General features: G+C 55.5%; 18 protein-coding genes and 1 pseudogene. 11 read left to right on the top strand and 8 right to left on the bottom strand.

The features are described from left to right. Nucleotides 1-53: 53 nt before the first annotated feature. Nucleotides 54-1,301, top strand: coding sequence for a ribonucleotide-diphosphate reductase subunit beta (locus C4Q26_RS05755; RefSeq protein ID WP_023379115.1), 1,248 nt, complete (start codon nucleotides 54-56; stop codon nucleotides 1,299-1,301). Nucleotides 1,302-1,402: 101 nt separating this feature from the next. After that, nucleotides 1,403-1,873: pseudogene (locus C4Q26_RS05760) on the top strand (SprT family zinc-dependent metalloprotease); the annotation flags it as partial. Between the two features lie 48 nt (nucleotides 1,874-1,921). On the opposite strand, the gene C4Q26_RS05765 reads toward C4Q26_RS05760, so the two are convergent. Continuing rightward, nucleotides 1,922-5,863 (bottom strand): reverse transcriptase domain-containing protein, encoded by a 3,942-nt coding sequence (locus C4Q26_RS05765; protein ID WP_104882875.1) that lies wholly within the window; start codon nucleotides 5,861-5,863, stop codon nucleotides 1,922-1,924. A gap of 350 nt (nucleotides 5,864-6,213) precedes the next feature. Between C4Q26_RS05765 and C4Q26_RS05770 the strand changes: the two genes are divergently transcribed. After that, nucleotides 6,214-8,157: an ATP-binding protein gene (locus tag C4Q26_RS05770; protein WP_104882876.1), complete on the top strand. Its 1,944-nt coding sequence runs from the start codon at nucleotides 6,214-6,216 to the stop codon at nucleotides 8,155-8,157. 10 nt (nucleotides 8,158-8,167) lie between these two features. Here C4Q26_RS05770 and C4Q26_RS05775 read toward each other — a convergent pair whose 3' ends face one another. Beyond that, entirely contained in the window at nucleotides 8,168-8,404 is a 237-nt protein-coding gene (locus tag C4Q26_RS05775; RefSeq protein WP_104884028.1) for a hypothetical protein, read from the bottom strand. 259 nt (nucleotides 8,405-8,663) lie between these two features. Between C4Q26_RS05775 and C4Q26_RS05780 the strand changes: the two genes are divergently transcribed. Then, a complete protein-coding gene (locus tag C4Q26_RS05780; RefSeq protein ID WP_104882877.1) occupies nucleotides 8,664-10,550 on the top strand; it encodes a DUF262 domain-containing protein in 1,887 nt (628 codons plus the stop codon). Nucleotides 10,551-10,760: 210 nt separating this feature from the next. Here the strand turns inward: C4Q26_RS05780 and C4Q26_RS05785 are convergent, their stop codons facing one another. The 3 genes from C4Q26_RS05785 to C4Q26_RS05795 are packed head-to-tail and all read right to left on the bottom strand — an operon-like array spanning nucleotide 10,761 to nucleotide 14,109. After that, entirely contained in the window at nucleotides 10,761-11,666 is a 906-nt protein-coding gene (locus C4Q26_RS05785; RefSeq protein WP_104882878.1) for a plasmid partitioning protein RepB C-terminal domain-containing protein, read from the bottom strand. Then, nucleotides 11,663-12,556, bottom strand: coding sequence for a ParB/RepB/Spo0J family partition protein (locus C4Q26_RS05790; protein ID WP_104882879.1), 894 nt, complete (start codon nucleotides 12,554-12,556; stop codon nucleotides 11,663-11,665). Before C4Q26_RS05790 ends, C4Q26_RS05785 begins: the two co-directional genes overlap by 4 nt. Next, nucleotides 12,556-14,109: a recombinase family protein gene (locus C4Q26_RS05795; RefSeq protein ID WP_021783296.1), complete on the bottom strand. Its 1,554-nt coding sequence runs from the start codon at nucleotides 14,107-14,109 to the stop codon at nucleotides 12,556-12,558. Before C4Q26_RS05795 ends, C4Q26_RS05790 begins: the two co-directional genes overlap by 1 nt. A 122-nt stretch (nucleotides 14,110-14,231) precedes the next feature. On the opposite strand from C4Q26_RS05795, the gene C4Q26_RS05800 reads away from it, so the two are divergent. Beyond that, nucleotides 14,232-14,585, top strand: a complete 354-nt coding sequence (locus C4Q26_RS05800; protein ID WP_021783295.1) for a hypothetical protein — start codon at nucleotides 14,232-14,234, stop codon at nucleotides 14,583-14,585. 118 nt (nucleotides 14,586-14,703) lie between these two features. Here C4Q26_RS05800 and C4Q26_RS28690 read toward each other — a convergent pair whose 3' ends face one another. The 3 genes from C4Q26_RS28690 to C4Q26_RS05815 all read right to left on the bottom strand — a co-directional run bounded on the left by C4Q26_RS28690 (nucleotide 14,704) and on the right by C4Q26_RS05815 (nucleotide 15,842). Continuing rightward, nucleotides 14,704-15,102: an MbcA/ParS/Xre antitoxin family protein gene (locus C4Q26_RS28690; protein ID WP_080671113.1), complete on the bottom strand. Its 399-nt coding sequence runs from the start codon at nucleotides 15,100-15,102 to the stop codon at nucleotides 14,704-14,706. Continuing rightward, nucleotides 15,095-15,430 carry a hypothetical protein gene (locus C4Q26_RS05810; protein ID WP_021783294.1) on the bottom strand — a complete coding sequence of 112 codons (336 nt, stop codon included), beginning with the start codon at nucleotides 15,428-15,430 and terminating at the stop codon, nucleotides 15,095-15,097. Before C4Q26_RS05810 ends, C4Q26_RS28690 begins: the two co-directional genes overlap by 8 nt. Nucleotides 15,431-15,515: 85 nt before the next feature. Beyond that, a complete protein-coding gene (locus tag C4Q26_RS05815) occupies nucleotides 15,516-15,842 on the bottom strand; it encodes a hypothetical protein (RefSeq protein ID WP_021783293.1) in 327 nt (108 codons plus the stop codon). A gap of 745 nt (nucleotides 15,843-16,587) precedes the next feature. Between C4Q26_RS05815 and C4Q26_RS05820 the strand changes: the two genes are divergently transcribed. The 6 genes from C4Q26_RS05820 to C4Q26_RS05850 all read left to right on the top strand — a co-directional run bounded on the left by C4Q26_RS05820 (nucleotide 16,588) and on the right by C4Q26_RS05850 (nucleotide 25,136). Beyond that, a complete protein-coding gene (locus C4Q26_RS05820) occupies nucleotides 16,588-17,238 on the top strand; it encodes a TnsA endonuclease N-terminal domain-containing protein (protein ID WP_060489915.1) in 651 nt (216 codons plus the stop codon). Between the two features lie 4 nt (nucleotides 17,239-17,242). After that, nucleotides 17,243-19,174, top strand: a complete 1,932-nt coding sequence (locus C4Q26_RS05825) for a DDE-type integrase/transposase/recombinase (RefSeq protein ID WP_060489917.1) — start codon at nucleotides 17,243-17,245, stop codon at nucleotides 19,172-19,174. Then, complete coding sequence (locus C4Q26_RS05830) at nucleotides 19,171-20,112, top strand: TniB family NTP-binding protein (protein ID WP_004576814.1); 942 nt, start codon at nucleotides 19,171-19,173, stop codon at nucleotides 20,110-20,112. Before C4Q26_RS05825 ends, C4Q26_RS05830 begins: the two co-directional genes overlap by 4 nt. Next, nucleotides 20,112-22,055: a TniQ family protein gene (locus C4Q26_RS05835; RefSeq protein WP_104882880.1), complete on the top strand. Its 1,944-nt coding sequence runs from the start codon at nucleotides 20,112-20,114 to the stop codon at nucleotides 22,053-22,055. Before C4Q26_RS05830 ends, C4Q26_RS05835 begins: the two co-directional genes overlap by 1 nt. 924 nt (nucleotides 22,056-22,979) lie before the next feature. Further along, entirely contained in the window at nucleotides 22,980-24,221 is a 1,242-nt protein-coding gene (locus C4Q26_RS05845) for an OprD family porin (RefSeq protein WP_023379114.1), read from the top strand. Between the two features lie 108 nt (nucleotides 24,222-24,329). Beyond that, nucleotides 24,330-25,136: an NAD(P)-dependent oxidoreductase gene (locus C4Q26_RS05850; protein WP_023379113.1), complete on the top strand. Its 807-nt coding sequence runs from the start codon at nucleotides 24,330-24,332 to the stop codon at nucleotides 25,134-25,136.

Here is a 25,136-nt window from a genome sequence, read left to right on the forward strand (position 1 = left end):
TTCTTACTATCCAACCGGTTGCCCCAGGGCGACCCTCAAGCAGGAGCCAAACCATGCTGAGCTGGGACGAATTCGACAAGGAAGACGGCGAAGTCGCCGCAAAAGGCAACACCCCTGCGCAGGCCGCTGCCGCCACCCTGGACAAGCTCGACAGCGCCGGCGATGCCGCCGCCCAGGAAGCCCGAGTAGCCACCGCCGACGACTCCGACGCAGTCAAGCGCGCCAAGGCCGCCCTGAACGACCTCGACATCGCCGAAGGCCTGGCCGAGCTGGAAGGCTCCAGCGCCCGCGTTCGCGTTGACGAAAAGCGCATGATCAACTGCCGCGCCGACCTCAACCAGCTGGTTCCGTTCAAGTACGACTGGGCCTGGCAGAAGTACCTCGATGGCTGCGCCAACCACTGGATGCCGCAAGAGGTCAACATGACCGCCGACATCGCCCTGTGGAAGAGCATGGACGGCCTGACTGAAGACGAGCGCCGCATCGTGATGCGCAACCTCGGCTTCTTCTCCACCGCTGACTCGCTGGTGGCCAACAACCTGGCCCTGGCCGTGTACCGCCTGATCACCAACCCCGAGTGCCGCCAGTACATCCTGCGCCAGGCGTTCGAAGAGGCGATCCACACCCACGCCTACCAGTACTGCATCGAGTCACTGGGCATGGATGAAGGCGAGATCTTCAACATGTACCACGAGATCCCGTCGGTCGCTAAAAAAGCCGCCTGGGGCCTGAAGTACACCCGCGCCATCTCCGATCCGGAATTCAACACCGGTACCGTCGAAACCGACAAAGAGCTGCTGCGCAACCTGATCGCCTACTACTGCGTGCTGGAAGGCATCTTCTTCTACTGCGGCTTCACCCAGATCCTGTCGATGGGCCGCCGCAACAAGATGACCGGCGTTGCCGAGCAGTTCCAGTACATCCTGCGTGACGAGTCGATGCACCTGAACTTCGGTATCGACGTGATCAACCAGATCAAGATCGAGAACCCGCACCTGTGGGATGCGGCGATGAAGGAAGAAGCCACCCAGATGATCCTGCAAGGGACCCAGCTGGAGATCGAATACGCCCGTGACACCATGCCACGCGGCGTACTGGGCATGAACGCCGCGATGATGGAGGACTACCTCAAGTTCATCGCAAACCGTCGCCTGACCCAGATTGGCCTGAAGGAAGAGTATCCTGGGACTACCAACCCGTTCCCTTGGATGAGCGAGATCATGGACTTGAAGAAAGAGAAGAACTTCTTCGAAACCCGTGTGATCGAGTACCAGACGGGTGGTGCGTTGAGCTGGGATTGATGCCCCCAAACGCTCAAAATCGCTAGACCGCGAAAGTTTCTCGCTAAACGTGAAACGGATGCACCAAAAGGGCTGCCATTGGGCAGCCCTTTTTTATTCTCTATGCCGGGCGTACGTACTTCACCGAGGTGCGGCATACGCCGGATATCCCCAAGCCCCGACTCACCTTCACAGCCTCGCGCTTTATCGTGGATAGCCCGGATGGGGCAAGCATCCTGCCCGATGTGCTGATGCCATTGCTTGAGCGGTTCTACCGGGATCGTGCTCATGAGAAGTTGTTGGTACGTGTCCGTCACTGGCAACGAGAAACTGGACTTCAGGCAACGGGTGCACGAATCCGTCACTTCCAAAGCCGTTGGGCCAGCTGCGATGCAAACAACACACTGGAGTTTCATCCTCGGGTAATGGAGCTACCTGCCAGCGTGCAGAACTACGTCATCGTCCATGAGCTGTGCCATACGGTAGAAAAGAACCATACCAAGGTCTTCTGGGCGCTGGTGGCTAGCCATATGCCGGATTGGCAGCGGCAGCATCAGGTGTTGGAGCGGGCGATGTTTGGGGATGCGGTATGATCATTCGTCCAGTGTTTGTAGGCACTGGCCCATACGCACATGCCCCAGTCAAAAAGGCCTTCCTTTATAGCCTGCCGGCGCAGTTTTTAACTGTTTTGGTGTCCTCGCCGGTTTAGTCGACTTGAAGGGAGCGGGGTCAAGCTCGAACACGCTCACTGCGACTTGGTTATTACCGTGGATATGCGCGACCAGACGATCATGTTTCGGAAGGGGCACTTGGGCTGTGGAGCCGCCAAACTCTCCAGAATTGGCAAGCACCACGGGCTGGTACATGTGGAAATGCAGCGCCGCGACCATGTTGTCGAAGGTCTGCACATCTTGATTCAAGGCCGCGACCAAGAATACGTCTGAGCGATCCCTGAGGTCCGCAACCAAATCGAGATCAGTAGCGTCGTAGCAGATTGCTGCGGCGAGACGCGTCGGCGACGTCGTACCGACTGGCAACTCCACCAGGGTCACATGCGGTCGATACCCCTTGATCCCCATTTGCTGCTCAAGCTTCATCGGGTGGAGTTTCCCTTGCCATACATACTGAATACTGCGGCCATGATCCGGTGCATCCGTACGAATCAACCACAAACCCTGATTGATCGGACCTCCGCACTTATCGGAGTGCATGAAGGTTAGCCCCGCAAAGATATTTGCCTTGAGTTTGTCAGAGAGACGTCGCAGAAAAAACACATGCTCCGGATGCACGGCCAGCTCGGGGAAAAGGATTACATCTATGGTGGGAGCTTCGCTTTCTCCGTCTTGCAGTGGCCTTGCCGAAGCCCATGCACGCAACTTAGCGTGAGCCAGACGGCAAACCTCAGCCAAGTGGCGTCGATGCTGAGACAACATTGCCGGAGTCCAATGCGTAGGATCCTTTGTATCGAAGTCATCCATCTTCGGGCGAATAGTTTGGACAATCGCTACGCGCAAGGGACGATCAACAAGCAGGGCATTGTCACTAGTGGGAAGCACGTAGATAGGCGTCTTACTCCTTTCCCCATACAAAGTGCGCTGTACCGCAATACGTTTCTCTAAGAGCGCCAACAACTCACCCGGCGTACGCACCGCAGAGACAGGGGCCGCATCGTTTGCCTTGAATTCGATCCCCGGCCACTGGAGCAAAGTGGAAAGGAAACCCGAAAGCCAGGGGGATACTGGCGCAGGCTCATCCATCAATCCGTTAACGGAATTGAGCATCCCGAAACGTCGCTTATACCAACTGCTCCGAATTCCCCTGTAGCGTCCAACTTCCTCGGTCACAAGAAAACGACGGCTTGTGAAATCAAACTCCCCAGTTAGGGCAGATCGAAGGACTCTTCCCAAGCCGTACAGCCAGGCCCCCTCCTTGCTCACCCATTCAGGCCGCTCATAAAGCGGATTATCCGGCCCCTCAACTTCAGTTAGACTGACCTCTAGAAACCCTGGAGCCTCAGGTAGCGCATGAATGCTGGGCCAGTCAGCGCATTTCAAAATAATATCGACTGGACTGAGACCGGCTGATAGGCGCTCCTCAATACGCGGCACGCTCAAGAGGGCCTTGGCGAGCATAAGAAGCCCGTTCTCCTGCCCAAAAACATTGAATGGGTCCTGCATGACCCGCAACAACTGGCGAGATGGCAGAGCACTTCCATCCTTTTGCTTGCTTGAGCTGATGCGGTTAATTTCCACGAGAGATTGTGGAACAAACTCCCTCCACTTAGGAGGGCGGCCACCGCGCTTACCTATCGCTTCAAGGAGTAGATCAGGTCTCTCAAGAGCAACCGTGTTCACGATCTCCTGGACAAGGACCTCATCCTGAGTGGCACGTAGTCCCTCGGACAACCAGACACCAAAACGACGTGAGTTCGGATGCATCTGCTGGGTAACTAGTGCTGACGGAAGTATTTCCAGCAAGTCCTTGGACGCCGTAGGTTCGAACAGCATTGCCCTTCGAAGCTTGTTGTAGGCGGCCCCTAGCGAGGGCTCTGTAATAGCATTTACAGCCAGGCCACAGTCCCCGATTGAAGCCAAATAAAGAAAAGCCTGCTGCAATAGATACCATGGCGAATCAGCTCGCTCGATGACGACTCTCCTGGCAAAGACACCTAGCTCCTCCCTATAGCCCTGAATATCGATTGCCTCCGGGTAGTCCTCCATATCCCGAAAACCTGTCTCGACAACCCCAGCCCGCAGAAGATCAGCGGCAACATATTCAGCAGTCCGAATCTCACGCAACTGCTCCGGTTTGAGCCAGCTGGGTGTCACGTCATAAAGCTTTGAGTTCAGTGCCTCCAAGACTGGTGCGAGCAGCCGGGGATGAGGAAACAAGTCAAGCCCACATCGCAGCAGCAAGACCAAAGCAGGGTTCTCAGCCCAGCACTTTATGAGCTTGCGAGCTGTCGACTCGAACTCATGCGCAAGCGCCATTCCATTTGTTACACGTTCGCCAAGAGACTCCCCTGTGTCGTCCGGCGCACTGACGTCAGTCATGGCAAGACGCTGCCTCATTAACTCGGCAAGTCGGGTTGCTACGAATCGCTTGACCGTATCGTCTCGAACATCTGTGGCCGGTGCCGCAATTGTTGCCAACCGGAGCCTCGACCTAGGCGGCTCCTGCGATCCCTCGATCTGATCCGATATCCACAGCAGCCCCTCAAGACCACCGGCAGCCTGCACCAGTGACTCAAGGTCGAAAGTGCCACTAAGCTCCGCTCCGAGAACACTCATCAGCGTCGAGACATTGTTCTGCGCAGACATGGAGCGATATGGAGTGACTGAGCACTTACCCTCGGAAAGGCTAATTTCCTTGCTGGTACCGAGACGTGCGCAATGCTCCTTGAGTCGCTCCACGATGAACGCCTTGATCGGTTCCAGCAGGGACGCATAGCTCGGTGCCTCAACGACAACTCTAATGTCATCAACATAGCGGCAATAGTCGAGTATTTTGATGCCATCACTTACCTCATGCGCTTCCTTCGAGGCCTTGTCGACAGCTCTATCGAAGCCAATCAGGTATGCGTTGGCCAGAAATCCCGATGCAACCAGCCCCTGAGGTAATCCAAGCTCAAGCTCCTTGCTTTCTGTCTCGTTGAATAACCCCGCGTGGACAATGTCACCACCACGCCAATGCCAATCCATGATCCGGGCAGTCTTATCCCAGAAATCTTGGTCAGCTCCACTCTCAGCCTGGAGGTGGAAGTCTTGCCGGTACTCAGCCTCCAAGCGTTGCAATTCCGCCAACAGCGCCCGGCGATCCACTCGATCATAAAACGCCTTCAAATCTAGGGAGACGACAAATAGCTCCCGCCCTTTTGGTAAGCGTGGTGAGAACTCTGCACAAACCTGGCGAGGACGAGACAAGAATGCTCGATAGTCTTGAAAATACTTGCGGTAGGTTTGGCTATTGCCCCAGGAAAAATGAGCCCTGGCTCGCGTACCGCCGGTCTCGGACCAACGACAGTGAAGACGGTTGCCATAGCTGGCCAGACCGCACTCCCGCGCTTTCATTGCATCGATCTCATCCGGGTTTCCCTGCGCCGTCTCAATGGACTCCGCAAGGCACATCATCACGGCTGTCGCCAATGACTGGTCCCGGATAGAAATGTGAGCCAAAGGTCGCAATTTTTGCAGCCCTGGCGGGGCTGGCGGCTCCCCAGCATCTTGATCCGCACAGGGTCCCCATTCGTTAAACAGCGAGTCTAGAGCAGTAAGAGGGGCATCTAGCAGCTCCTCGATAGTCAAACCAGGGTTTGAGCGAAACTCCCATTTTCCATTCTTAGGAGCTGGTACCAATTTGAGGTCTTCCGGTAGAAAACCGGGGGCACCTATAGCCTGGCTCCACTCCTTGAGTTGGCGCTCAAGATTGATAGTGGAGCTGTCGAGTTCCAAAACGTCAGCATACGAGTTATGTCGACGAATAAAGCCTTGAGATTTCTTCCAAGCTTGTGCCAGTACGACAATATCCTGAAGGGTCTTACCCTGGGGGAGCAGGGTTTGATAATTCACCTTGATGATGGACATCTTCTCTCTCTTCGTTAACTAGACACAGCTAATCAAGGCCGGTCAAAAGTAAGCTTGGGTAGCAACGAGAGAGACACCAGGTGACATTGATCCCTCGCAGAGTCGAAGGAAAAGCCATCCCTGGGTAACGCTACATGCCGCCAATGCGATGGCCATCATCGTTCGACAGAACATGGGTGTAAAGGCAAAGTGCTTCAATACCGTATTTCGGCTGCCCCTGCGTACGCCAGCCCCCACTATTTGCTGCACAACTCCAGAGGAGTCGCATAGTATCTGCCGGTAAGCGATGCGTGGATGATCTGCCAACAACGCGTGAAATCGGTTAAGTAAGCCTAAGGACGATAAGCAGCATGGAGCAACGATCTCTTCTCTACGATGCCCGCTTTCTCGAAAGCTACGCGGGGGCCATCGTCACCGAGCCAGCAACCGCCATCGTCGAACTAGTCGCCAACTGCTGGGATGCCTACGCCACCAGGGTGGAGATTGCCTGGCCAGTAGCTGATTCAGGTCGACAATTTAGGATCAAAGACAACGGCCACGGGATGACTCGTGACGAGTTCCAGCACATATGGCGCACCATTGCCTACAACCGACTCTCGGTCCAAGGTGCAGTCGCCGCACCTCCTCAAGGTGTTGAAGGCCTGCTTCGTCCAGTATTTGGTAAGAATGGCAAGGGACGGTTCGCCAGTTTCTGTTTTGCCGATGAATACCTGATCACCTCACGCAAGAATGGCCAGGAATTCGTCTGCCGGGTTCATCGAACGCTAACCGAGCCACTGGTGCTGGAGGAGGTATCCTTTAAGGCCGAGGGCGTCGAAGGTCACGGCACGGAGATCATTGGTAACGGCAGCATCCCTCCCCTGAGGTTCAGCGAAGAGCAAGCCCGCGAACTGATCGGCAGCCGCTTTCTGGCGAACCCGGCCTTCACGGTTTCGATCAACGGAAGCCCAATCACTTTCAGGGACATCCCTGAACTGCTATCCAGCGAAGAAATTGAAATTCCTGATCTAGGGAAAGTAACCATCCTGCATATCGATACCAAAAAGGCTGACCGAACCACCAAGCAGCATGGTATCGCCTGGTGGGTGCAGAACCGTGCCGTTGGCGACTGCAAATGGAGTCGCAGCGACTACGAGAGCGTGCTTGATGGCCGCACCTCCGAGGCCAAGCGCTTCACCTTCATCGTCCAGGCCGACTTCCTGAACCAGCATGACGCAGTCACCCCTGACTGGAGCGGGTTCAAGGACGACAACCCGGCATGGCGCACTACCCGCGAAGCTGTTCAGGACCGCATCCGGCAGATCATTCACGGCAGTGGCGAAAGTGAGCGCGAAGCCAAGCGTGCAGCGGTTTTTGAGCGTGTCGGCAATACCGTCAACACCCTCTCCCCCATCAGCAAGGATCGCGTCGAAGCCTTCATCGACGAAGTGGTAGAAACCTGCCCCAACTTTGGCGAACAGGAGATTGTTCAGCTCTCCACAATCCTGGCCAAGCTGGAAAAAGCCAAGTCACGCTATGGCCTGCTCGATCTCTTGCATAAATGCGAGCCCAACGATTACGACACCCTGCACACCATCCTCTCCGAATGGACGGTCAGCATGGCCAAGCTCGTGCTCGACGAGATCCAGAATCGCCTGAAACTCATCGGGGAGCTTCGCACCAAGATTCAGGTCGCAGGCATCGACGAAGTGCACGAATTGCAGCCGCTGTTCGAGCGTGGCTTGTGGATGTTCGGTGCCCAGTTCGAGTCCATTGAATTCACCTCCAACAAGGGCATGACCTCCGTCATCCGCCAACTGTTCGGCGACAGCCAGGGCAAGGGTAGCCGTAACCGCCCGGATTTTGTGGCCCTACCAGATTGCAGCGTCAGCTTCTATGCCAGATCGTCCTACGACGAGGACTACAACGAGAATGGTGTGGCGCACGTCGTGATCGTGGACCTCAAGACTACCGAACTGCCGCTCGGCTCCCGTGAAAAGGATCAGGTTTGGAAGTACGTGAAAGAGCTGAAAGCGAAGGGACATATTCGTCAGCACACGCGGGTGGATGGCTTCATTCTCGGCAGTATCATCGAACAGGGTGAAGATGATCCGACCTCCCATGGCGAGGAGGTCAAGATCATTCCCATGCTCTACGACACCATCCTCACTCGGGCCGAAAAGCGCCTTCTGAACCTTTACTCTAGAGTCCAGGACGCTCCATTCCTGCTCGAACAGCAAGAGCAACTCGCCAGCTTTCTGAAGCCGGTGCCAGTTCGCCAGGGCGATCTAATGGTTGAGGCGGATCCGCAGTAGTCAGGGAAACTCACATTTCCACTGTCAGACTGCGGATGCCCACCGTCTCGCAAAACCGTCCCAGCGCGGTCAGGCTCGCCCACGTCCTGACCGGCTCGCGGCGCGAGCGCACCGGCAACCAGAACCGACCCAGCCGCGTGCTCAAACTCCAGCCCTCGCCACCCGGCCCACGCGTGGCGCGAAACTCCCGCGCCGCGCCACTCTCGATCAACGCCACCAGGGTGTCCTGCTCAACCGCCTTTTTCATTTCTTCTAGCCCCAACCGCCCTCGTCCTGACGACCCAGGCTAGTGGTCGAAACACGTCCCAACCAGCTGGGTAGCTTCCGGTCGACCAGCGACCGGGGTATTGGTCACCAGTCCCCATTGAGACTCTCGCCAGATGCGGGTGAAAGGAGGGGGCCGATTGACCATAAGGCGAAATTACACGCAGCACGCGACGGTCGCCCCGCCCTAGTGACGCCGTGGTGCGCACAGGCCAGAATGCGCAGACCATCAAGGGGACGCCATGAAATCCGAAACGCTCACCGTGCGCCAGCTTTTCCAAGACCGCCGCCAGTACTGTGTACCGTTCTACCAACGCGCCTATGTGTGGACGCTGCGCAATCAATGGAATGCCTTGTGGCAGGACATCCAGGAAAAAGCCCAGGCACGGGTATCCGGCCTGAGCATCACACCGCATTTCCTGGGGGCGGTGGTCCTCGAACCCCAAGCCAAAGAGGGGCTGATGGGCGTCGACACTCTGCACATCATTGATGGCCAGCAACGGTTGACCACGCTTCAGTACGTGCTGGCGTCGCTCCTGCTCGCGTTACGTGCCACCGGCATTCAGGCCTTTGAGCCCAGCGTGATCGGCTGCATGCAAAACAACAACGAAGAAACCATGCGCAACCCCAAAATGGAGCGCTATAAGCTGTGGCCGACCTTCCGCGACCGCCCTCATTTCATCAAAAGCCTCGGCATCCAGCGTCTGGACGATTTCCGGAGCGAATATCCGGCCCATTTCACGCAGCACGGCAGCCTGCGCAAGCATCATGATCACCCACCTGCACTGGCCGCGATCTGGTTCTTTACCCATGAGTTCATACGCTGGATTCGCTCAGGAAACGACTTGGCCGCCGCCTATGCAGAAAGCCTCATCATGGCGGTGTTGCAAGACCTCAAGCTGGTCAGCATTTCGCTGGAAGCCGAGGACGATGCCCAGGTGATTTTTGAAACGCTTAATGGACGGGGCGCAGAGCTGCATGCCACGGACTTGATCCGCAACTACATTTTCATGCGTGCCGACCAAGATAAAGTCGATGCCCAAGCGCTTTACGACAAGCAGTGGCTACCGTTCGAAGAAGACTACTGGTCGACCAAGCAGCGTCGTGGCCGCCTGAACAAGCCCCGCCTGGAGTGGTTGATCCACGCCACCCTGCAAGCAGAGATGGGCAGTGAGGTTGATCTGTCACGCTTGTACAACGAATACCGGCGCTATGCAGCCGAGGCTCCAGCCAACACCGCAGACCGTCAGTTGGTGACCCTGACCCAATACGCGGAACATTACCGCGAACTGATCAGCACCTCCGGCTCCTCCCTCATTGCTCGTCTTGGGCGTCGTATTGCGGCGTATGATGTCACGACGCTCCACCCGCTGGCCCTGCTGATTTCGACTGCGCAAGTGCCTGAGGCGGACAAAGCCTGCATGTTCAATTGCCTGGTGTCCTACGTGGTACGCCGCGCTATCTGTGGACTGACGCCCAAAAACTACAACAACATCTTCCTCAGTGCGCTACGTCACCTGACGAAATCAGGGATCTCCAGCGGGGTCCTCGGCGACTATCTGAGTACACTCAACGGAGATGCTTCCCGTTGGCCCGACGATGCCGAATTCCGTAACGCCTGCGTCAGCGCACCGTTGTACCCAGGCCGGCTGGATACCGCGAAAACCCGTTCGCTGCTAACGGAGCTGGAGGGCGGTTTACGACTATCCGTTAAAAGCGAAGAGCCCGAACTGCCAAACCTATCAGCGCTTGATATCGACCATATTTTGCCGCGCAGCTGGCACGCCCACTGGCCGCTGAAAGATGGCAGCGTGGCAGCCGACAGCGACGAGTCGGATATCGAAGTGATTGTGCGCTCTGGCGGCACATTGACGCCCTGGCAGCTCCTGATTCGTGAGCGGCATGAGAGCATCCCAACGCTAGGCAACTTGACGCTGCTGAACCTCAGCGTCAATAGAGCGGCGCAACACTGCGATTTCGCGGCGAAACGCGACAAGCTGCTTGCTAATACCAGCCTGCGTCTCAATGTCCCACTGATTGCTACCTCTGCGTGGGATGAAGCCGCGATTTCAGCCCGAGCCCATGCCCTCGCCACCATAGCACTGACGATCTGGCCCAAATACGAATGATCACCTACCACTCAGAAGCAGCAACACTACTTTGCTGCCGAATGCCGATCCGGTAGTAGCGGCTCTGCTTACGCGAGGCGATCCCTCCGGGGATCGCCCCCGCGATACAGGCCGACCGTGCGACGAACCGGAGCCTCACCCGCGATGCCGTTTGCTGGCGCCGCTCAGTGAGTGCCTGGCGCGCGCCGCCGTTCAGCACAGCGGAGAGGTCTATTCACGCTCCAGACTACGAGCATCGGCGGTGACCGCTTCCACAACCCCCGCCAGCTCCCGCACCAGGTCAGGCTCGAAACGCTCCAAGTAAGCGGCGATAGTCTGATTGCGCAGCATGCGAGACACATAGCCCTTGGCAACCACGAGTACCAGCATGGTTTCGCCAAGGGTGTCTTCAACCAACCGGTAGTCGTGGTAGAGCTTTTCCATCTCCCGCTCCATGCGTGCAATGTCTTCAGCAGTCACGCCCTCACTGACTTTCTTTGCCTCGACCAGCTGTTCAGGACGCGTTGCGGCCAAGACCATTTCGGCGTAGCGGCCAGTAAAGCAGTTAGCCGACATCATCATCTCGACTAATTCGATCTGGCGCATCGGCTTCATCTTGCGCAGCACGCGAAAGACCGCCTGACTGACCATTCGCGTTTTCAGCATCTCAGCGACTTCCGGCGCAATCCCCCGCAGCAAATGCTGGCGCTCGCGGATGCGTCCAACGTTGACGCTCAAGACTTCGGCAATCCGCTCGGCGGTCGTTCCTTTGCGAATCGCCTCCAGAATCATCTTGTGCTCTTGAATCGGGGTAAGTCGGTTGACCTGCCGGTTGTAGGTAAAACCTTCGTCATCTGTCGCCAACAGGCACAACGCGTCTTCCGCCCCCAACTGTACGAGCGCAGCTAGCCGCAAATGACCATCCAACAGTAGATAACGGGGCTCCCCTCCCGCCCCGTGAACCGGCTCGGGATGCACCGCGAGCGGCTCGACCACGCCCAACTCACGGATGGAGGCCAAAATCGCCGCATACTTGACGGACGTCAGCATATCGTGGGTGACTTGGCGAGAGGGCAGGATCAGCGGTAAGCGGACGGTAATCAAATCGGGCTCAAAGGCACGCTTGACGACAGTCATGGGTCCCCCTGAATACGCTCGGCCAATACCTGCGGCATATCATCAATACCTTCACTGCGTAACATTGACCGGAAAAAATCATCGGCCAACAACCGACGCAATGCGGTCACGACGAAGAGCAATCGTTGCTCACCGATGTCCGCCTTCTTCACCATCAGGCGCTGACGGCGCACCTCACTCTGATAGGCGGTCAGCAGCTGGCGAGGAGTGGTCATGCGCTCGCCTCCATGCTGCCTACCATAGCCCTTGCCAAGAACGCGTCTTCGGTCGATCAGACGGCGCACCTTGATGAGTTCATCTCCTTTCAACAATCCACTTTCATAGGCTTCGACCATGGCGGCCTGGACCTGGCCATCGTCAGACCGTGCCACATGGATCGCGACTTTAATCGGTAGCCAGCCCTTTTCGACGGCAGCGATCAGGCGCTCCTCTCCTTGCCGCAACAGGATCAGAATGCCGCCAACATAGGCACGGTCCAAGCAGGTTTTCTGGGCAATCTGCCTGATGGAGTAACCACGCTCGTGCAGTACGTTAATCGCCATCAGCAAGTCGCGGTTCGAGTGCTTGCGTCGCGCCAGATTCTCTACCAGGCTGATGAGATAGCGGTCCGCCTCAGCCGCCGTCACCACGACCGCCGGTATGGCCGACTCCCCCAGGACCTTGAAGGCTTCGAAGCGCCCCTGCCCACAGATCAGGTCGAAACTCGAACCGTTGCGGGTCACCGTGATCGGTCGTTTCAACCCCAGGCTCGCAATGTTTTCCACCAAGCGTGCAAACACTTGTTGATTGCGACTACGCGGATTGAGCACGCGAATATCCGCGAGTGGGATCTGCGCAATAGGCGCCGCCTGCGCCACATGTAGTGCAAGATGCTCTCCCGATGTGGCCATTACGCAGCGCTCCCCAGGGGTATACGTCGACTCAGGGCCGCCAGGATATCCAAGCTGTCGAACCGGTAGAGTTCCAATTCGCGCGGATTAGTATCTCCCAGACGCAGGTGAGGGGCCGCCAAATCGATCATGGGAAAGAGGTAGTAATCAAGCACCTCCTGCTCACCGGGGAGCATGCGAACCGCGACAGTAAGGTCAGGTAACAAACCGAAATCAAAGCGCAGCTGCCAACGCCTGCGCACTGACTCTGAACATTGACAGCGGCACAGCACCACCGAGATCGAGAACTCATCATTAACCCAAACCAGTTGGGTCTGAGGGTCGACCGAGATGCGTCCACCGACAAGACGAATGCGCTCCTGCGTGTCGACCAAGATCTGCGGATACAACTCTCGCAGCCGGCGATTGGCCTCCAGAAAGCTGTAGTCCCGTGCGGGTGAATAACCAATCAGGCTGTAGCTGCGTAGCAAACTACCAAAGCGTTGGCGATAACAACTGCTGGAGGGGCAATCCTCTTGCTCATCAATGATCAAACCAGACAGACAACCTCGCTCCGCAAATAGTTGCTTCAGCGTGGCCAGCATTTGCTCATCAGTCCAGTGCCGTGACCGCGCACGGATGATGGCCTGCGCCGCGAGAAACAAGGCGTGGTCGACCACTGAGGAGAAGGCACCGTCGGCCCGCACCAACTGATCAACTGGATTAGGTGTACGGGGCTGTTTCAACTTGCCAGACGTGCGATTCCAGACGTTGTTACCGATGTACTTTTCGTTGATCAGGACCTGATGCACTACACCCCGTGTCCACGGCCGCTGGAAGTCTGTTAGCAGGCCACGCCGATTCAGTTGCGTTGCAATTTCAGCTTCGGTTCGACCTTCCCTTACAAAGGCCTGGTAAATGTCTTGAACGACCTGTTGCTCGGACTCCGGACCTGGCGTGAGGATCACCCGATCCGTCTGAAGGCTTTTGTACTCTCCCCGACCCAAGATTGCTTTAGGCTGCCCAGTCTGATCGATAAGTTGACGACGCAATCCATAGCCAGCCGGGCCTCCTTGTCGGTAGCCCAACTCGATCAGGCGCGACTGCCCCGCAAATACCTTGACGGACAGCTCACGGCTGTACTCACCGGCCATCATGCGCTTAACACTCTTGATGATGCTGGAGACCGGTGAGCCATCGTTAACGAACTGTTCGGCGCAGTATTCGACCCTGACACCCGCCTGCCGACATCGAACTTCGTAGCTGGCGCTCACATCAGGGTCCTGAAAGCGCCCCCAGCGACTTACGTCATAGACCAGAACCACAGAGAACTCGGACTGACCCGCGTCAACGTCTCGAAGTAGCTGCTGAAGAGCTTCCCGACCATCCAGGCTCAAGCCACTTTTCCCTGCATCGGTGTACACCCGGACGATCTCCAGCTCATGCGCTGCGGCATAAACGCGGATCGCATCCAGCTGGTTCTCAGTGGAGTACTGCTGGTGTTCCGTCGACATGCGGACGTAGGCAGCGGCTCTATTGCTGCCCTCTGCCAGGGATAGCTGTGCTCGTCTCATTTGTTGATCGATGCCCCCTCAGCAGCTTGTGGTCTACACCCATGCCAAGCCGTAGACCTCACCACGCCTACCGGTCTTCGTCAGATACGCCACAAACGAATATAAAGAGGAGACACAGAAAAATGATCGCGAAAACGGGCAACCCATTTCCAATCAACGCAGAAATCTACGCCAGCGCCGTAGCCGCAGCCTTACGCACCGAATTGGGCATGTCACATCGCGCAATCAAGACGCTGCGCCATTGGACCGATGCCAGTGAGCGTACCGCTAAGCACTGGCTGGCGGGCAGCCATGGTCCCAGCGGCCTTCATTTGGTTGAATTGATGCGGCATTCAGACCATGCGCTTCAGGCAGTGCTTGAATTGGCACAGCGGAACTCGTCCGTGGCAGTCGTCTGGCTTCCCGCTTTGCGCGAGCGCTTACTTGACGTCGCGGACATGATCGAGGCTTGCCTGGGTCCAGGCAGCGCTCACTGACGGACCTTTGCGGAGGCCCAATCCGATCACGCAAGTGGGACACAATAGGATTACGGTGAGAGGCCCTTAGCTGGCAGGCCGTCTTGTCGCCCCCCAAAGGACAACGGTTCAAGTTGGCTCATGGCGGCACACCATGCGCCAACTGCCCAAGCAACCTCAAGATCTCTTCGCGGCCTGCTTCACTTTGAACAAGGTCTTTGGGACATTGCCCAGCAAGACCGATGACAGGCGATGAGAACCAACGCGAAGCGCACGATGGATCGTGACTGAAGAACGCCATAACCTGATGAATGACTCCTACCATGGCCAGAACGTCTTCTGGGCACTCGGTCGTAGGCATTACCAGCGCAGCCAACTGAGGCCAGAGGGCCATTGCGACGCGAGTAGTGCAGCGCAGGCAAAGCTTTAACACCCCCTCCCCCTGCGCCGGGCGGGCAACAATAGCCCAAGTGCTGCTGAGGTCTTCGGTCAGGAGAACACAGCCACAACCGGCACAAGATGGACTTGGATTACTCATTTCGCACCGCCAAGGCTGTCTGGCAGCGAGCACAGAGTTTCCAAACGCGCCTCGCGCTTACCAGACGCTGCGGCCCAGGCTTCCCACAGCGTTGGCAGATCGCGTCGGTCACGTATTCCACTGCCATGGCTAAGGTCTGTATGTGCAGTGGCGCGAATGGTTCCTCAATCCTCAGGTAACCATCCATGGGCTTTACAAGGGTGAGCTTGAAGTCGTAATCCAGTGCAGCAAGCTGTAAAGCATTGGCGAAACGTTGCCAGCCAGCAAAATCGGGACCGAGGTCTAGGTCCAGAGCCTTGATCTGCTGCGTCCAATCCTTCCCCTGCATTTGCTTCACCTGTTTCCCGATCGTAAACCTGATCTTCTTGTAAACTTGGTAGGTTTACGAAAAATCTAGCTTTACGATCTAGCTATTAATGACGAGTAGAGTTCTGATCCAGGTGCCACAATGTCAGCACCCGATATAATCCCTGGGCGGAGGATAACTTTCTCTTCAGCTTACCCTTGGTGCATTCGCCAATGGGATAAATCCGCACACAGGTCCCTAACAACAGCGTCAACTGCAAACTCAGTTGCACCACTTCACGTCTATACCTGAACGAAATCAGCTCCACCCCGCGCTCTGGAAAATCGGGGAGATCATGGGGCTGAACCAGCAAAATTTCAGGATCCCGAATCGTCAGCTTACGAATATCGGAGCAGAACAAAAGGAGGACAATATTTTGACGCGGCATCAACATATTGATTTACCTTGGGAAGAGTTTGCCCTTGGTCAGCACTGGAAATTTAGTATACCGAAAGTCCTTGTCAACTTTTGAGGCCCATAGGACTATTAGTTCAAGTTCAATGGCCACTCACCGATTAGCCAAGTCCACGACCACTCCGGCGACCTCTGCATGGTTAGCCTTGGCGGAAACAGTCTTGAACTGGCTTGAGCCGCTCGACACAGCCAGCGTCACCGTCTAAATAGGCCGCCCTACGCCGCATGGGGCGATCCTTAGCCCCCTCCTTGGCGAAAAGTCGATCTACTCTAACGCGAAGCCAGCTATTGACTTTCATGGCAAGCCTTGTTATACTCTGGCGGCATCTAATCAATGCGCGAAACAAGAATGAAAGCACTTTCCCTCCCCTTGCAATACTTATTACCCTTCCTCAATCGCTGATCAGCGAGCTTTCAGCTTTCTGCTACCCCCTGTCGTTTCGGCAGGAAAAACTTACTTGACCTGTAAGCTTACCGAATTCCACTAGACATGGCGCCTAGCCACTCGTCAGGCAATGCTCCGTGATTTCTATAAAATAATAATAGGAAAATATAGATATAATTTTTCAACCCCTTGATTAATCCGATTTTCTCATCAACCAGTCAATCTAGCAAACGAACCGACCAGGACCGAACCATGATGTTATGACCATCTATCTGACAGCCGTTTGACAAGCTGATGCCTTAGTACCAGCCTAAGTAACGCTACCAATAGGGTATACATCATGAAAAAAATCCGCAGTTCTGGCGGTGGCCTCCCCTCGCCCGAAAGATTGATTGGGCGCAGCAAATATGGGAAACAAACCACGGTCTTTCCCTCTCGAAAGAATGGCTCGCTGATTATCTGTGAAACACGGCTGGAAGCAGACGCCTGCTTTCACTGGGAACAGGATCGGAATGTCATAGCCTACCGAGAACAACCCGAGCGGCTGCACGTGCTGGTAGAGGGCAAGGCTCACACCTACGTGCCAGATTTCGTCGTTCAGTACGCAGATAGGCCCATCCGCTTTGTTGAGGTAAAACCCGACAACGTCTTTCAAAAACCGAAGTCCCTTGCCCTCTACCAAGCAGCCAAGCAGCTCGTCGAATCCCGAGGCGCTGACTTCGAACTGCTGACAGAGCGACAAATACGCCGCCAGCCACTCTTGAACAACCTGATCCAGGCCTATAACCAGTCACGGGCCGTTTCGCCACTGGAACTCGACTACCTGCGTGACCGACTTGGCGCCCTGACTCCGCCGTTGCGCATTCGCGAGCTACTGGACCTGCCTTCGCCACCTTCCCCTGGCGCGATAGCTGCGGCGATTTTCAATCAGGACCTGCATCTCGACTGGAGTAAGCCCCTCACCCAAGACAGCCGAGTTGACTGGAGATAAGGGCATGGAAAAGCGTCATGAAGTGCGCCTGGGCGCTCGCTACCTGTTCAATGGTGAACTGATGGAAGTAGTTAGCTTTTACAATGGCTACTTTCAGCTACGAGGCGTCAACCACAAGGGAGTGATAAACCTCCTTGACAGTGAAATTGATAAGCGCCTACAACAGGGACAACTGGTCCCTGCTCGCAGTGCCATTTTGAATGAAACTGAAGCACTAAGAATGATCCATCTCGATGCTTCTGAACAACTCAAACTGGACAATATCGCTTATTACATTCGCAAGCTACACGAAAAATTTCATGGTTCACTGCCACGTGAGAGTACTCTCGCTGAGTTGCAGAATCTAGCATCAGAACGCGGCGACCCAAAGCCGCCAAAATACACAAAAATATACAATCTGATGAAACGCTACGTAGAGAGCGGTCAGAATATTTTTGCGCTACTAAAGGCACCGCAGAGTAAATGCCAGCGCGCTAAGAGGCTCGAACCAGAGGCCCTCGACATTATGCAAGACTACATAAAAAATTACTATTTGACGCCAACCCGGCTACCAGCCTCCTGCGTCTACCAACTCATGAGAGGCCATATCGAGGTTTTGAATGAAGACCGAACGACGGATCTAGACATTCCTTCCACAGCGACGTTTTACCGCGCAGTGAATGCTATTCCCACATATGTGGCCGATTGCGCACGCCTGGGGAAAAAAGCAGCTGCCAATAAACATAAGTTTGGCACTAGCATTCACTGTTCACGCCGCCTACTCGCAAGAGTTGAGGCCGATACGCAAGAACTAGATGTGGAGCTGGTCGACGACTTTGGCCTGAATATTGGTAGACCCTATCTGACTATGCTCATAGATACCTACTCGGGAGCACTAATTGGTTGGTCGTTGTCGATGACACCGCCCTGCTACGAGAAGACCGCTAGCGCATTGCGCCATGCACTGACTGAACGAGAGGATGGCTCTCCAGCCGGACTACCTGAGGAGTTGGTCGTTGACAACGGCTCCGAATTCTACAACGCCTCCCTTCTAGCAACTGCCCAACGACTTGGCTTCCAAATAAGGTTTTGCGCACGAGGACAACCTGATCAAAAGCCGTTTATTGAGTCATTTTTCAAGACGCTCAACAAACAGCTAATTCATTGCCTAGAGGGAACAACAAAATCAAACCCAGCAGAAAAAGGTGATTACAACTCCACAACCGAAGCAACGTTCACGTTGGCAAAACTGCGGAATATTTTTGAAGATTGGGTACACAATTATTATCACAAGCGAAGACACGGTCAGCGCAGCCTTCCAACGCTAGAGATGTGGAAGCAAAGCATCGATCCGATTAACCCACCAAAGGTCTTCTCGCCGGAAAACGTTTCTTTTCTGTGCATGGCAAGCTTCCGCTGCACAATTAACAAAGGACGAGTTAGACATAAAAATTTGGCCTGGACCGGACCCGGCCTCTCACACCTCGCAGAGGTGGTTGGAGCGGGCCAATCTGTAGAGGTTTTGTATGACCGCTCTGACCTCGGCACTGCCTATGTACATGCACCGGGAAGCCACGTTTTCTACACAGCTGACGCAGTCACTGATTATCAATATGGCCTATCGATGTACGAGCACGAACTTGTGCAAGAAAAACTCAAGGCTGAGAAAAAAGCGTATGACGAAACTGACGCAAGAAAAGCCCTGCTCAGAATTCACACAGAAATCAGCAACGGAAAAACACGGAGCGAACGACGCAAACGTCAGCAATTGCAAGACGCGCTAATCCAACAGCGCTCTCTTGATATTACCCACGAATTCCCTCCAGACCATGATCACGAGCTAGAGCCCCAGGAAACTGACAATGCCCTTATCAAACAAGACATCCGAGGTAACGAAGTCGATGACTCCGAGGAAGACGACTATCAAACCATTCAACTACCCAGGAAGAAACCATGACCAAAACTATTACCGACAAACTATCGCAGTTCGCAGAGTGCATTGTCAGCCACCCTGAGTACACCCAAGCGCTTGATTGCATTTATCGTAGCGTAGAAACCACTCAGGTGCGCGGCGAGCCAGCCTCTGCGCTCATCGTTGGAGAGCCTGGTACAGGGAAGTCTACTGTTTGCAAGGTTGCGATGAGCCGTTTCGGTGCAAGAAGCGTCGTTACCGATGAGCATGGAACCAGAGAGATTGTGCCGGCATTCTACTGTTCGCTCAATGCTGGAGCAACCATAAAAACGCTGACTGTTAGCATGCTTGAAAAGCTGGGATCCACCAATACCTCAGGTAATAACTCGACACTTTTTAACCGTCTTGTTGTTTTGCTAGAAACTTGCCAAACACAACTGATAGTCCTTGACGAATTCGATAATCTGCTCAGAAAAGGTGCTGAAAAATCAAGGGAGCAGGTCTGCGACTGGGTTCGCACTCTTTTGAACGAAACCCTCGTCCCTATAGCTATTGTTGGCATACCACGTTGCGAAGAGATCATCAATGCCCACCCGCAACTTTCTCGACGCTATCCTTATCGTCACCAAATGACCGAATTTACCTATTCGACGCTAGATCCAAAATCGGTATTCAGCAAAACCCTCCGTGCACTGGGAAACACCCTGAAAGAGGTTGGCGAGTTCACAAGCTGTATGAACATCTGCGCGGATCAACACCTAAAGGCAATGTACCTGGCCAGCGGCGGAAACATGAATGGGATTAGGCAACTGCTCAGCGATGCCCTTAAAGCCGCTCTCCTACGGGACGATGGATGCTTTACCCATGAAGATCTCGCAAAAGCGGTGGACCTGTCGTTCATCCCAACCGCCAAATGCCCCAATAATCCCTTCCGTTTGCCCCCGGCGTCGCTCGACCGAATCATCGCCGGGAGGATGAGTTAATGAAGCTTTTTTTCCTCGCTCATGGATCTGACGAAGAAAGTCCACGCAATGTCCTGATCCGTACCGCGCTGACCAATGGGTTCGGCTCAGTCACTGCAATGGCCAGAGCCATGGGCTCCAAGGAGTCTCGACAACCCTTTGCATGGCAAATGCGACACTCGAAACTAGTCACTGAACTCAGCAAAAACACCGCTCTCAATGGGGGGCAATTCCGACGAAGCTTTTATACCCAGAGAGGCCCCACAAGCGAAAGTCCGGTGGAAGTGATGGGACTGCTAGTCCCAGCGGCATCGATCCGTGCCGAAGCCTACTGTTTCTGCCCAGAATGCCTTCGGAACGTTGGTCATCGCGCGATTCAAGACCTCATCTGGCTGGATACCTGCCCCTACCATGAATGTCGATACGAGTTCGCCTGCCCTAACTGCCAGAAGCCGATTCAATGGACCCAGTTGGTGGGTAACCACTGCCGCTGCGGCTTCGATCTCTGCATTAGTCCTACCGCAGCCTCTCAGTCTCAAGCCTCCCATCTGGTTCTGGACTTCTTCAGAAGAGGGGACCAGGATGCACTGGACCGTTTTATGTTTGCACTGCGGGCACTTCGCTATGAAGCACACCCCCAGCGCTTGATGATTCTCGAAATGGCGGCACGCGTCGCCAACTGCGATGAGCAAACATTCAATGAGGTGCTCGCTCTCGCAAGCAAAAAGTACCCCTGTTTGCCGGTTCGAGCACTCATGGCGCCTTGGATGACCGCTACTGACGTATGGATCAGAAATCAAATCTCTCGCTTGCTCATTTCCGAAGTCCCCAAGAACGAGCACATTGGTTCATGCCGTTGTTCAGAGCTACAGCTTTATCAAGATGAACTGCTGAAGGCTTTGAATGTATCTACCAAAAATCTCAAGTCACTGCTGTCACGCAATCTGGTTCAGCGAAAGAAGCAACAAGGAGTACGTTGGATCTATTCTGCGATCAACCTGTGCAAATTGTTGGAAGCACAGCAGCACGCACCAAATACCGTATTCAGTGTTCCAGAGGCTCTTCATAGTGACGACCACAACGACCTCATCACTATTGAGGAGGCCGCAGTCCGGCTCGGAGTATATCCTGAGGCGGCACGCAATGCGCTCTCCAATGGGTTTATACAGCCCCATCTAAAGAAAGGTCCACGTGGTAAAATTTTGATCAATGCGGCATCTGTTGCTCAATTTTCGACCGATTTCATATTCATCGGTCAGCTTGCCGATGAGCTGGCACTTCCTCGCACCACGCTCTCTGCCAAGCTGCTTCACCTCGGAGTGCAGCCAGTATCAGGCCCTTTGATCGACGGTGGCCTAGTAACCATCTATCGGCGCACGGATCTTGGTCAGGAGCTACTCCTAACGCTCCAAGGCTTGGTTCGTTATAAATCGAAGTCTGGCAGAAAAAGAGCCTCTGCTAGCTGCGGCGCCCCTGAGCCAGACGATTCATGCGTCAGTGCTGTCGCCGCGCGTATGCTGCAAGTGTCCCTGCATGATCTTAAGCACCTACACGACCTTGGCCATCTCACGCGTGTGCAGGGAGCAAAACGGAGATTCACGATGAGTTCGGTCCTCAACACCAAAGCCCTGCTGGAGAGAATGCTTACGCTAAAAAGCTGTGCAAAAGAACTATCAATGTCACCGCAAACCTTCTCTCGGCGTTTTGTCCAAAGCGGTTTCGTAGAGCACCTGCGCTTGGGTGCCAAGGTCTTTATACCCCAAAACCGACTAACGCAACTGAAAGAACACCGCCTATCGTTCGTCAGCCTCTGCGAGGCAGATGAGATGCTCGACGGCCCCATCGGATATTCGACCAACCTTGTGAGAATGGGAAAAATCAATCCAATATCGCCAGGGGAGCCAGGATATGTCCCGACTGTCCGCCTACTACATCGCAACGAAGTAAATAGGTTAAAATCATAGGCCAGACGCCGAGCCATCCGACGATGCCGGGGCATACTTTCCCTTGATAATAGTCATTTCACAAATAAGTGATAAAAAATCGCTAAATTTCACACAATAGTGGAAATTGAATTTCGCTCCAAGCGATAAACTCCTCGCCAGCCCTTGATTTTCCTCAGTGACATTTCTCAGTCCAATGAGAATGAGCGCCAAAGGCTGCCTTCGGGCAGCCTTTTTATCGAATTGGAGAAACGCTCTTCCGCACTTGTTTTCTGGCGAGCTTCTGATTGTTTAAACCCAACTCCCCATAGCTCCCGACACCCAGCCCTAACGAAACCAGCGTTCGCAGGCCTTTGGCACATGCGCCCCGTCTGCTCCAAACCATGGAGAGCCCGGAGGCCAGCCAAGACTGATCTCCACCAGCCCTCCTCTTCACCCGTCACAACCGTCCCCTCCAGGCACTCGGGTTCGAATCCTAAGTGTGCTTTTGCGCCCACGAACTCGGTCGGATGACCGGGCGCTTCTTCGACGGGCATTACACCCGCTAGCTCGACCCGGACCCGAAAGTGGGTGGGTGATGGATAAACCACACTTTAGTCGTAGGATGTCATCGGATTAGCGTGCTAGAGCCATTGCTCGCACAGGCACTCGAAATCAGAGCGAAATCCCCAGCAATACGGCCATCGCGAAGCGTTGACACACCCGTCCGTGCTTGCTAATAATCGCCATAGTTGTACGACAACACATAACAAAAACAACAATCTGTGGACGATCCCATGTCGACACCCATTGCACCCCACCCTCGCATTTCATACCTCCCCTGTACTCAGGCCACGGGCACCTAGCGCCCCGGCATCGTCGCACCTGCATATCTTCCCCCCCCGTAGGCCGCTCGCGCGCGTGCGGTGGACGGGCTGCCGCACCCTTTTGTGGAGCACAACAACAATGAAAATCTGCCAAAGAACCCTCCCCTTCGCCCTGTTTGGCGCCGGCCTGCTGGCCAGCCTGCCCGGTATCAGCCTGGCCGAAGGCTTCGTTGAGGACGCCAAGGCCACCCTGGGCCTGCGCAACTTCTACATCAATCGCAACTTCACCAACCCCAGCAACCCGCAAAGCAAGGCCGAGGAATGGACCCAGAGCTTCATCCTCGACGCACGCTCCGGGTTCACCGAAGGGCCAATAGGGTTCGGTGTGGATGTGCTGGGGCTGTGGTCGGTGAAGCTCGATGGCGGTGGCGGCACCTACGGCACCGCACTGCTGCCGCGCCATGACGACGGACGGCCGGCAGATGATTTCGGGCGTCTGGCAGTGGCGGGCAAGGCGCGTATCTCGAAGACCGAACTGAAGATCGGTGAATGGATGCCAGTACTGCCTATTCTGCGTTCGGACGATGGCCGCTCGCTGCCGCAAACCTTCCGTGGTGGCCAGGTAACCTCCAATGAAATCGCCGGGCTGACACTCTATGGTGGCCAGTTCCGCGGCAACAGCCCGCGCAACGATGCGAGCATGGAGGACATGAGCTACGGCGGCGGGGTGTCTGACCGCTTCAACTTCGTCGGTGGCGAATACAAGTTCAACCAAGACCGTACGCTGGTAGGGCTGTGGAACGCGGTGCTGAAGGACGTTTACGAGCAGCAGTACCTGCAGCTGAGCCACAGCCAGCCGGTGGGCAACTGGACCCTAGGTGCCAACCTGGGTTACTTCCACGGCGGCGAGGACGGCTCAGAACGCGCCGGGAAACTGGACAACGATACCTACTCGGCGATGCTGTCGGCCAAATATGGCGGCAACACCTTCTGGGTCGGTCTGCAGAAGGTCGATGGCGACACCTGGATGCGGGTCAATGGCACCAGCGGCGGAACCTTGGCCAACGACAGCTACAACTCCAGCTTCGATAACGCCAACGAGCGGTCGTGGCAGCTGCGTCATGACTTCAACTTCGTCACCGTCGGGGTGCCTGGCTTGACCCTGATGAACCGGTACATCAGCGGGCGCGACGTGCACAGCGGGGCCGTGACCGATGGCAAGGAATGGGTACGGGAGACGGAACTGGCGTATGTGATTCAGAGCGGGGTTCTGAAGGACTTGAGCGTGAAATGGCGTAACTCAAGCATTCGTCGTGACTACAGCAACAACGAGTTCGATGAGAACCGGTTGATCTTCAACTACCCATTGTCGCTCCTTTGACGCAATTGCAGTGGGAGCCGCACAGCAGCATTGACAACCGCGGAAACCACTACCGATAATCAACAAAGTCATACGACAACTTACAACAACTAACAACAAGAGCCGGCCATGACCCCTACTCCCCTCAATCGCCTGCTGCTCACCGGAGCGGCAGGCGGCCTAGGCAAGGTCCTTCGCGAACGCCTGCAAGGCTACGCCGAGGTCCTGCGCCTTTCCGACATCGAGCCAATGGCTCCCCCCGCGGGCCCCCATGAAGAAGTGGTGACCTGCGATCTGGCCGACAAGGCCGCCGTTCATGCGCTGGTCGAAGGCGTGGATGCGATCATCCACTTCGGCGGCGTGTCCACCGAACATTCTTTCGAGGACATCCTCGGCCCCAACATCTGCGGGGTATTCCATATCTACGAAGCGGCGCGCAAGCACGGGGTCAAGCGCATCGTCTTCGCCAGCTCAAACCACACCATAGGGTTCTACCGTCAGGACGAGCGCATCGACGCTCTCTCCCCGCGCCGCCCCGACAGCTACTATGGGCTATCCAAATGCTATGGCGAGGACGTCGCCAGCTTCTACTTCGACCGTTATGGCATCGAAACGGTGAGCATTCGTATCGGCTCGTCCTTCCCGCAGCCGCAGAACCGCCGGATGCTCTGCACCTGGCTCAGTTACGACGATCTGGTCCAGTTGATAGCGCGCGGCCTGTCCACTCCCGACGTCGGCCATACCGTCGTCTATGGCGCTTCGAACAACCGCACGGTGTGGTGGGACAACCGTCATGCCGCGCATCTGGGCTATGCGCCCAAGGATACCTCCGAGGTCTTTCGCGAAGCCGTTGAAGCCGAGCCGGCGCCCGCCGCCGATGATCCAAGCATGGTCTACCAGGGCGGTGCGTTCACCGTGGCCGGACCGTTCAACTGA

This window comes from Pseudomonas sp. SWI44, from assembly GCF_002947915.1.
In the GTDB taxonomy this organism is placed as follows: Bacteria; Pseudomonadota; Gammaproteobacteria; order Pseudomonadales; family Pseudomonadaceae; genus Aquipseudomonas; species Aquipseudomonas taiwanensis.